This is a genomic window from Flavimaricola marinus (assembly GCF_900184895.1).
GTDB classification, from domain to species: Bacteria; Pseudomonadota; Alphaproteobacteria; order Rhodobacterales; family Rhodobacteraceae; genus Flavimaricola; species Flavimaricola marinus.
The window spans coordinates 47,149-55,660 of record NZ_FXZK01000008.1 but is presented as its reverse complement, the minus strand read 5'-3'; the positions used below and the strand labels follow the sequence as shown (position 1 = coordinate 55,660).

Below are 8,512 nucleotides of genomic sequence, written 5' to 3'. Positions count from 1 at the left end.
CTGCCCCTAATGTGATATTGCGAAAGCATTGTGGCGCTATGGGGGAAATCCCCAGTTTATGCCAATTTGTCAGATGAGCCGAGCTTTGCGCGGACGCAGGCCTTCGACAAAGGGCACCTGAAACACTTTTTCGTGCATGACCGGGCCGTGGCCGAAATAGCCGCCCTCGCCAAAGGCTTCTCCGTGATCGCCCATGATCATGAACCAGGTGTCGGAGGGAGCCTTGTCGTAGAGCCCGCCCAGTATCTCGTCGAGATATTCCACACAGCGAATCTGCTGCTGGTGCAGGCCGCGCATCACCTCGTCCTGAAAGAAATCCTCGATATCCATTTCCTCGGATTTCTGGATGTGCCCGCCCGCATCGCCGCCCTTGGACAGCGTCTTGGCGACCCCGTGCAGCCCCGAGATATGCGGCAGCGAGGCATCGTCGAGCATATAGGGGTAGTGCGTCTCGCCCAGATTGAAGAAGTGGAAGCTGGGTTGATCCCGGCTGAAGGTGATCCCGTCGACCATGCCCTTGAAGTCGTTGTGATTGGACATCAGCTGATAGTCGTCAAAGGCGTTGTTGATCACCGTATGAGGATTGAGCACCGGCATCGAGACGCGGGCGTTGGTCCGGTAGCCGTATTGCTTGAGCATTCCCGGCAGCGAGAGCTGCGGCAGGAAGGTGCCAAAGCTGAGATCGGGAATATCGAGCCGGTCGCCCCATTTGCGGAAATCTTCCTTGTAGACTTCGGAGGCATAGACGTTGGGCGGCGACAGATGCGGCACCAGCCCCATCATGAAGGTGTAGTGCGACGGCGCTGTCCACGACGCATAGGAGTATCGCTGCTCCAGCTCGCCCAACCGCGCGAGATTGGGGGCTTTGGCGGCTTGGGCGCTGTCGAAACGGCAGCTGTCATATGTGATCAAAATCAAATTGCGGGGCATTAAGGGCGCCTATCGTCTGCAAGAGTGGGGCGGGGCGACGTATCGCTCCCGAATACGAAGTTAAAATGATGCGCTGGCAGTGGCCATGGTGATGGCAAAAGGCGCGTCATCACAAGTCCTCGTCAGCCGAAAATGGGTTCTGGGAACTGTATAGGGACGAGGGCTTTGCGCTGTCCAGTGCGGTTGCCTGAAAAAGCGGCGATGCTGTTGCCCAAGAACAGGGCGATGCCCGCGTGCAACGCTCCGTCGCAGATGACGGGGGCAGGCAACGCACGGTGGTGCAACGGGCTGGCAAGGTGGCGGTGGCAAACTGCGCGCCATCCGATGCAGCCCTCACCCCGGAAGGTTTCCCCATGACTGACATCTCTGCGCGTCTTGCCCTGCCCTATTTGCAGCCCAATCAGGCGCAAAAGCATGTCACCCATAACGAGGCTCTGAGCCGTCTGGATGTGCTGGTGCAGCTGACCCTCGAGACATTGGGAGCCACGACGCCGCCGGGGTCTCCCGTGGAGGGGGCGGTATATGGCCTGGGCGCGGCCCCGACAGGTGCATGGGCAGGCCAGCCCGGCGCTCTGGCGGCGCGGATCGATGGCGCATGGCTCTATTTCGTTCCACAGGCGGGCTGGCGGGCGTGGTCCAAGGCCGAGGCGGCGCTCTTTGTCTATACCGGAGGCGACTGGGCCAATGTCTCGGGGGCGGTCGATTTCGACAATCTCGACGGCGTCGGCATCGGCACCTCGTCGGACCCGATCAACCGGCTGGCCGTCTCCTCCGAGGCGACCTTGCTGAACAATGCCGGCGCAGGACACCAGCTCAAGCTGAACAAGGCGGCCGCGGGCGACACCGCGAGCCTGCTCTATCAGACCGGGTTTTCGGGCCGGGCCGAGATGGGGCTGGCGGGCAACGACGACTTCTCGGTCAAGGTCAGCCCCGATGGCGGCACATGGACCGAGGCGATGCGCATGGACGCAACCACCGGCATGACCCGTGTGACCGGCATCCGGGGCGTGACCCTGTCGCTGGACGACGACAGCGTGGCCACGATCATCCCGCCCTCGGCCGGTGGCTTTGTCTTCATCACCATCACCGACGACACCTATCCACAGGCCGCCCACAGCGCCATTCTGGTCTATGACGTGGGCGGATCGCCGGCCTTGCAGACCATGGCCGCCGGGTCCCTGCTGAACAATCAGGGCTCCACCGTCCTGACCGGCACCACCGGGCCGGACGGCCGCACCAACGTCTCGGCCCAGACCGGCAGCCTGTTGCTGGAGAACCGCTTCGGCAACACCCGCGATTTCAACCTGACCTTTATCGGCGGCTAGCGGCCGACGCCCGGATCAGTCGCGGGTGATCCGGCCCGCGACCCAGGCCAGATAGGCTTTTTCGGGGGCCGCCAGCCGGGGCCGGCCACTCTCCACCCAGAAGTTGCGCCATTCGGCTTCGAGCGCATAGGCATCCCAACCCGGCGCGATCTGGCGCACCCTCTCGAGCGTGTCGGCGCCAAAGAGCGGCGCACCGGCGGTGGCCGTCGCGGGGCCGTCGTCGACAACCCCGGCGCGGGTGACGCGGATGATGTCGCCGGGTTCTTCGGTCAGCACATATCCGGGCAGGGTATTGGCGGCGATCATCTTGCGCACCGCCGCCCGAAACACCCGGACAGGCGCGTCCGAGCCCGCCTTGATGTGCAGCGTGCCCACCGACACCCGCCACTCGCGCTGCTTGCCGCAATGCTTGCGCGCGAGTTCGTAGATCCGCCGCTCCAGCGGTTTGCGCAGGGCAAAGTAATCGCGGCTGAGCGTCAGCACCGATTTCGACATCACCGCCCGGAACAGCCATTCACTGAGCGTGACGGTGACGCTGATCATCCGGCCGCCGCGCGACTTGCGCACGATTTCCCATGCCTCGATCAGGCCGAAGCCCGACGTCGTCTCGACCCCGCCCACCGCCAGATTGGTGGTGATGCGGGTGCCGGCCAGCCGCTCGAAGGCTTCGCGCAGACGGGTGTAGCTGTCGCCGCCGGTATCGCGCCGGGTGGCGATCAGCAGATCGTGGGCCGTCAGTTGCAGGGTGCGCCCGATCTCGCGGCCGGCATTGAGCGCGGCCATCAGCTGGCTGATGCAATAGATCAGGATGTCCTTGTCATGGATCGTGGCCCGGCCCCGCACCGAGGGGGTGACGGTGATCTCGACCCCGTTGTGCTCGTACTGCCGGATCTTGCGATCGGGCCGGGTCGAGAGCGAAAACACCGGATGCTCCATCGTCGCCAGATCGTCCTTGAGACTGGCGCCGAAGATGTCGCACACGAAGAAATCGCGCATCGCGGGCGCGACTGGTCCCGCGCCAAATCCGTTGGGTGAAAGCTGCGGCGTCCGTCCGGTCATCGCACCGGGGACGCGCCAGCGCGTGGCACTATGGCCCGTGGCGTCGTGTTCTGCATTGCCTGTCCTCAACTGCCCCCGGTTTTATGTGCCTGACTTTGCGCCAGTGCGGATTCGGGGTTTCAGTGACACCACCCTAAAGTTATCCACAAGCTGCGTCCAGCATGCAGGCCAATCGCAACGGAGGATCAGAGTCGCGGGCTCGGGGGATCAGAGTCGCTTCAACGGGGTATCAGAGTCACCCCCTTGAATTTCACCTCCATCAAGCCCCTGAAAATAAGGCCTCTGCAGAAAAGGCTGGACTCCATAACAGATCTATTAACCCATTCTAACAGGGCTTTTTTTCTCCTCGCCCCGATTTCAAAGGCCGGAACCGGCTGATCAGCGTTGAATTTGCTGAGAAAAGAGAATGTGAATCCTCAAAAAACTTTCATGTGCGGTGTTTTGTGGTATATCGGGCAAAACATATCACATTGGGGGATAACCCATGAGCAGTCCTGACCTTCCACCCTATGTGGGGATCAACCCCGACGTCGCCTTGTCCGAGCTTGGCGGGCCGACCACGACCAAGGGCTTTGCCCAGATCGCGGCGGCCTGTTCTGCCGGTCGCGACGACCTTGCCTCGCGCGGATTGCAGGAGGATGGCCGCCGCAGCCTGCGTCTGTTTTCCACCTGGGAGATCACCCGCTATCTGATCCCCGTGGCTCCCGCCCATTTCCGCCGCGTGCTCAAGGGCAATCCGGAATTGCCGCAGGGCCAGTCCGAGACAGAGGGCGGCGCCAAGTGGTTTACCCTCGAAGAGGTGCTCCGCCTGCGCGCCCATTTCGCGGCCCAAGGCTCCAAGACCAAGGACTACCTGCCCTACCGCCCCAAGGGCCAGCCCGCCAAGATGGTCGCCGTGGCGAATTTCAAGGGCGGCGTGGGCAAGACCTCGACAGCCGCGCATCTGGCGATGTCGGCGGCACTTGATGGCTACAAGGTGCTGGTGATCGACCTCGACAGTCAGGGCTCGATGACCTCGATCTTTGGCGGCAAGGTCGAGGACGAGTGGCAGACGGTGTTTCCCCTGATGGCGCGTCATTACGCGGGCCATTTGCAGGCCGAGAACCACCGCCGGATCGACCGGGGCGATGCCCCCATCCCCATGGACGACACCCTGACCGAAGCGCAGGGGATCAAGGCCCAAGACCTGATTCAGACCACCCATTGGCCCAACATCGATCTGATCGGGGCGCAGCTCAATCTTTATTGGGCGGAGTTTCAGGTACCGGTCTGGCGGATGCAGGGCCGCGGCTGGAAGCTCTGGGATGCGCTCACCGATGTGCTGGAGGCGGACGGGGTGCTGGATCAATACGACCTCGTGTTCCTCGACACCCCCCCTGCCCTCGGCTACCTCACCATCAACGGGCTGGCGGCGGCGGATATCCTGCTGGTGCCGACGGGGGCGAGCTTTCTGGAGTTCGACTCGACGGGCCGGTTCTTCGACATGCTCCACACCACGTTCCAATCCATCGAAGAGGGCGAGAACCTCGCCGCCCGCGCCCTTGGCCGCCCCGAGATGGCGTTTCAATGGGATGCGGTGCGCACCGTCGTCACCCGCTATGACGGATCGCAACAGGCCGAACTGGCCGGGCTGATGCAGGCCTATCTGGGCAAGACCCTGTCACCCCACCGGCAGGATTTCACCGCCCTCATCGGGCAGGCGGGCGAGCAGGTGCAGGGCATCTACGAGGCCGATTATCGCAACTTCAACCGCGACACCTATGCAAGGGGCCGCGAGGCCTTTGACGCGACCTATGCCGCGTTCAAGCGCCTGCTCTTGGGCACATGGCGGCGCGACGAACTGGCGGCACAGGAGGCGGCGGAATGAGTGACGTTATCCACAGGCCCCCCTCCCCCCGGTTTCGCGCGCGAAACGTCTCTGTAAGCACGCAGGAAGGGCTGTCCCATGGCCAAGCGTAAACGCCTCGACCCCGCCCGCCTGATCAGCCCGGAGGCGCCCCAGGAGGCCCAGCCTGCCCCGCTCGCGGCGCCCTCGCGTTCACCGGCGCCTCTCTCCTCCGCCCCCATGACCCGCCGTGCGCCGATTGCCGATGTGGCGGGCGACGCTGCCAGCTCGGCGGCCCTGCAGGAGGTGGTCGGCGTGCTGGAAGCGGCCCGTAGCGAGGGGCGGATGATCCAGCGTATCCCGCTGGAGGATATCGACGTCAGCTATCTGGTCCGCGACCGGATCGCGGCGGATGAGGACGAGATGCAGGTGCTCTGTGCCAGCCTCGCCGCCCGTGGTCAGCAGACCGCCATCGAAGTGGCCGATCTGGGGCCGGAGGCAAATCCGCGCTGGGGCCTGATCTCTGGCTGGCGTCGCCTGACCGCTCTGACCCGGCTGCGGGATGCCGCCACCACGGCGGAGGAAGCCGCCGCATACGGCAGCGTATTGGCGCTGGCCCGCCAGCCTTCCGAGGCGGCGGAAGCCTATCAGGCGATGGTCGAGGAAAACGAAATCCGGGTCGGTCTGTCCTATTACGAGCGGGCGCGCATCGTGGCCCGGGCTGTGGATAAGTCCGTCTATCCCGACGACCGTGCCGGCCTGTCGGCGTTGTTTGCCAGCGCCAGCCGGGCCAAGCGGTCCAAGATCGGCAGCTTTGTGCGGATCGTCCGGGCGCTCGACGGCGCCCTGCAATTTCCGGCGAGCCTGACGGAGCGGACCGGGCTGGCGCTGGCCGGGGCCATCGATGCGGATCCGGCTCTGGGGCAGAGGCTCGAAAGGGCGCTTCAGGCCGCAGCACCCGAGACGCCGGTGGCCGAGGCGAAGGTGATCGCCGCCGCCCTGCCCCGCGCCCCAAGGCCGACCCGCCCCGCCCCCGCCAAAGGCGCCGTGACCGTCGAGCCGCAGGCGGACGGGCGGTTGCTGCTGTCTGGCCCGTTGACGGCGGATGCCGGGTTCCGCGCACGGCTGGCGCGCTGGCTGAAAGAGCAGGAATAGGGTCTAATAAGGCCTTTCCGGGAGCGCACTAGGCTCTGTTCATGTGTTTCGCGCGCGAAACGAAGGGCCTCAATCGTCTTCGCCGCTGATCGTGCCGAGATTGATGTTGTGCTGTCTGATCGCATCTTCGATGTCGTCGAAATAGGTCAGTCGCCCGTTTTCCAGAACCGCCCCTGCGGTACAGAAATCCCGCAGCTGTTGATCCGAATGGCTGACCATCAGCGCCCCTGACGTGCGCATCCGCTCGAGAAACACCAGGCGGCTCTTGCGCCGGAAATCGGCATCGCCGACAGAGGTGACTTCGTCCACCAGATAGGTGTCGAAGGGAATTCCGATCGAGACCCCGAAGGCCAATCGAGACCGCATTCCGGCGGAATAGCTTCGGATCGGCAGGTGGAAATGCGATCCTAGCTCGGCAAAGTCCTTGACGAAATCCAGCAGCTCGTCCGTATCGACGCCGTAGACCCGGGCGATAAACCGGGTGTTCTGGGCACCTGTCAGGTCACGGTGAAAGCTGCCGGCGAAGCCGACGGGCCAGGATACGGTGCCCGTCGTCTCGATGGTGCCGTGGTCGGCTCGGATGGTGCCGGAGATCATCTGCATCATCGTCGACTTGCCCGCGCCATTGCGCCCCAGCAGACCCACGGAGACGCCGGAGGGAAACGTCACCGAGATATCGTCGGCAACGTATTTCGGACCGTCTGGTGTCCAGAACGACTTGGTCAGGTTGGTCAGCCGGATCATGGCGGGACTCTAGGGCCGGTCGCGGAGCGCGTAGTAGATCAGGCTCAGGATCGTCCAGATCAGGAGGCTGAACAGCGCCACGAGGGCCAGCAACAACTCGCGCTGTGGAAATTCGGGCTTCTCCGCCAGCGTGGGCTGGATATAGGCGGCCAGATAGCGGCTTTGCCGGTTCGCCTCGGCGCGCGCGCCGTCATAGCTGGACAGCGCCACCACATAGGCCTGTTCGGCAAATTCCCGATCCACGCTCAGCCGTTCGAATTCGGCGATGGTGTCGGCGTAGCTTTCTCCGTCGCCGCCACGGGGGGCGGCGCCGAATTTCAGCCGTTCCTCGTCGATCCGGGCCTGGATCACCTCGATCCGCCGCTCCGCCTGTTCGACCCTCGGGTCGTCCGAGCGGGCGTTGGTGCTGATGAGATCGAGCTCGATAAAGGCCTCCGCCAGCTGCGCCTGCAGGGTGTTCAGCAGGCCCATCTGCCCCTGGATATCGGCGGTCAGGTCGACGATCTGGTTTTCGACCCGGAACGCCGTCAACGCCTCGCGCGATTGTTTGAGTCGTTCGACGGCAAGTTCCAGATCTTCGCCCGCATATCGGGTCGCATCCGCGCGTGCGATGGCGGACAGTTCGTTGATCATGGCCGAGCTTTCGTCATAGATCGCTTCGGCGATGGCTTTGGCTTCGTCCGGGGAGAAGGCCAGCACCCGCAGCTCCATCAGCCCCGATCCCGCGTCGTAGGACACCCGCACGACCCGTCGCCAATAGCTTGTCAGATCCTCGATATAGCCGTCCGGATCGAAGGCGAAAACAGGGTCTGTCTGGGCATGTCGGGAATAGATTCCGCGCAGGTCGAGCCTCTCGTCGATGAGTGTCACCAACTCTTGGCTGCGGATGAACTCATAGAGGATGTCGGTGTCGCTGCCGCCGCCACTGCTGCCGCCCAGAGAGGCTCCGAGGCCGCCGAGAAGGTCAGCCGCGCTGCTGATGTCTTCGCTGCGCACGGTAAAGCCCAGCGTCGAAGCATACTGATCTTCGGCGCGTTGGTAGAGATACCAGGCCGAGATTGCGATCGGGGCCGCGACCATGATGAGAAACGCCAGCAACAGACCCCAATGCCGCCGCTTGACCCGGGCCGGTTGGGCGACGGGGCGGATCTGGATCGTCGGGCGTTGGCCGGGGCCCTTGCCTTTGGCGCCGCCCTGCCCGCCTTGCTTGGTGCCGCCCGCGCCGTTGCCTTGTTTGGCTCCAGCCGGCTTGGGCGCCTCTTTCTGAGAACCATTACCGTCACCCTGTTGCTGTGGCTTGGGGGTGTTGGCCGCAGGGCCGGTGTTGGCTTTGGCTTTGGGCTTGGAGTCGGCTTTGGGGGGCGTGTCCGGGGCAGGTTCTTGCGCGCCGTTGTTGCTGGCGTCTTTTGATGCTTTTTCGGCCTCTTGTGCCATGCTGCGCCCTTCCCAGGCTGTGGTCTACTGCGCGGTCAGT

Annotated in this window: 7 protein-coding genes; 3 read left to right on the top strand and 4 right to left on the bottom strand. The window is 64.1% G+C overall.

The window, feature by feature from the left end:
- Positions 1 to 69: 69 nt before the first annotated feature.
- Positions 70 to 930, bottom strand: a complete 861-nt coding sequence (locus tag LOM8899_RS16965) for a sulfatase-like hydrolase/transferase (RefSeq protein ID WP_093993445.1) — start codon at positions 928 to 930, stop codon at positions 70 to 72.
- Positions 931 to 1,283: 353 nt separating this feature from the next.
- Here LOM8899_RS16965 and LOM8899_RS16960 point away from each other — a divergent pair, with 353 nt between their 5' ends.
- On the top strand, positions 1,284 to 2,255 hold the full coding sequence (locus LOM8899_RS16960) for a DUF2793 domain-containing protein (RefSeq protein WP_093993444.1): 972 nt from the start codon (positions 1,284 to 1,286) through the stop codon (positions 2,253 to 2,255).
- 15 nt (positions 2,256 to 2,270) lie between these two features.
- On the opposite strand, the gene LOM8899_RS16955 is transcribed toward LOM8899_RS16960, so the two are convergent.
- Positions 2,271 to 3,251 (bottom strand): replication initiator protein A, encoded by a 981-nt coding sequence (locus LOM8899_RS16955; protein ID WP_093993443.1) that lies wholly within the window; start codon positions 3,249 to 3,251, stop codon positions 2,271 to 2,273.
- Positions 3,252 to 3,798: 547 nt separating this feature from the next.
- Between LOM8899_RS16955 and LOM8899_RS16950 the strand changes: the two genes are divergently transcribed.
- Together LOM8899_RS16950 and LOM8899_RS16945 are read left to right on the top strand one after the other, a co-directional pair.
- Positions 3,799 to 5,181, top strand: coding sequence for an AAA family ATPase (locus tag LOM8899_RS16950; protein ID WP_093993442.1), 1,383 nt, complete (start codon positions 3,799 to 3,801; stop codon positions 5,179 to 5,181).
- A 78-nt stretch (positions 5,182 to 5,259) separates the two neighbouring features.
- On the top strand, positions 5,260 to 6,294 hold the full coding sequence (locus LOM8899_RS16945) for a ParB/RepB/Spo0J family partition protein (RefSeq protein ID WP_093993441.1): 1,035 nt from the start codon (positions 5,260 to 5,262) through the stop codon (positions 6,292 to 6,294).
- Positions 6,295 to 6,363: 69 nt separating this feature from the next.
- On the opposite strand, the gene LOM8899_RS16940 is transcribed toward LOM8899_RS16945, so the two are convergent.
- Both LOM8899_RS16940 and LOM8899_RS16935 read right to left on the bottom strand, forming a co-directional pair.
- Positions 6,364 to 7,038 carry an ABC transporter ATP-binding protein gene (locus tag LOM8899_RS16940; protein WP_093993440.1) on the bottom strand — a complete coding sequence of 225 codons (675 nt, stop codon included), beginning with the start codon at positions 7,036 to 7,038 and terminating at the stop codon, positions 6,364 to 6,366.
- Positions 7,039 to 7,047: 9 nt separating this feature from the next.
- Positions 7,048 to 8,472 (bottom strand): KpsE/RkpR family capsule polysaccharide export protein, encoded by a 1,425-nt coding sequence (locus tag LOM8899_RS16935; RefSeq protein WP_245820585.1) that lies wholly within the window; start codon positions 8,470 to 8,472, stop codon positions 7,048 to 7,050.
- Between the last annotated feature and the right edge of the window lie 40 nt (positions 8,473 to 8,512).

Excerpts from the sequence above, each read along its gene's own strand:
- LOM8899_RS16935 (WP_245820585.1), bottom strand. The coding sequence starts at position 8,472 with ATGGCACAAGAGGCCGAAAAAGCATCAAAAGACGCCAGCAACAACGGC.
- LOM8899_RS16965 (WP_093993445.1), bottom strand. The coding sequence starts at position 930 with ATGCCCCGCAATTTGATTTTGATCACATATGACAGCTGCCGTTTCGAC.
- LOM8899_RS16945 (WP_093993441.1), top strand. The coding sequence starts at position 5,260 with ATGGCCAAGCGTAAACGCCTCGACCCCGCCCGCCTGATCAGCCCGGAG.
- LOM8899_RS16940 (WP_093993440.1), bottom strand. The coding sequence starts at position 7,038 with ATGATCCGGCTGACCAACCTGACCAAGTCGTTCTGGACACCAGACGGT.
- LOM8899_RS16960 (WP_093993444.1), top strand. The coding sequence starts at position 1,284 with ATGACTGACATCTCTGCGCGTCTTGCCCTGCCCTATTTGCAGCCCAAT.
- LOM8899_RS16955 (WP_093993443.1), bottom strand. The coding sequence starts at position 3,251 with ATGCGCGATTTCTTCGTGTGCGACATCTTCGGCGCCAGTCTCAAGGAC.
- LOM8899_RS16950 (WP_093993442.1), top strand. The coding sequence starts at position 3,799 with ATGAGCAGTCCTGACCTTCCACCCTATGTGGGGATCAACCCCGACGTC.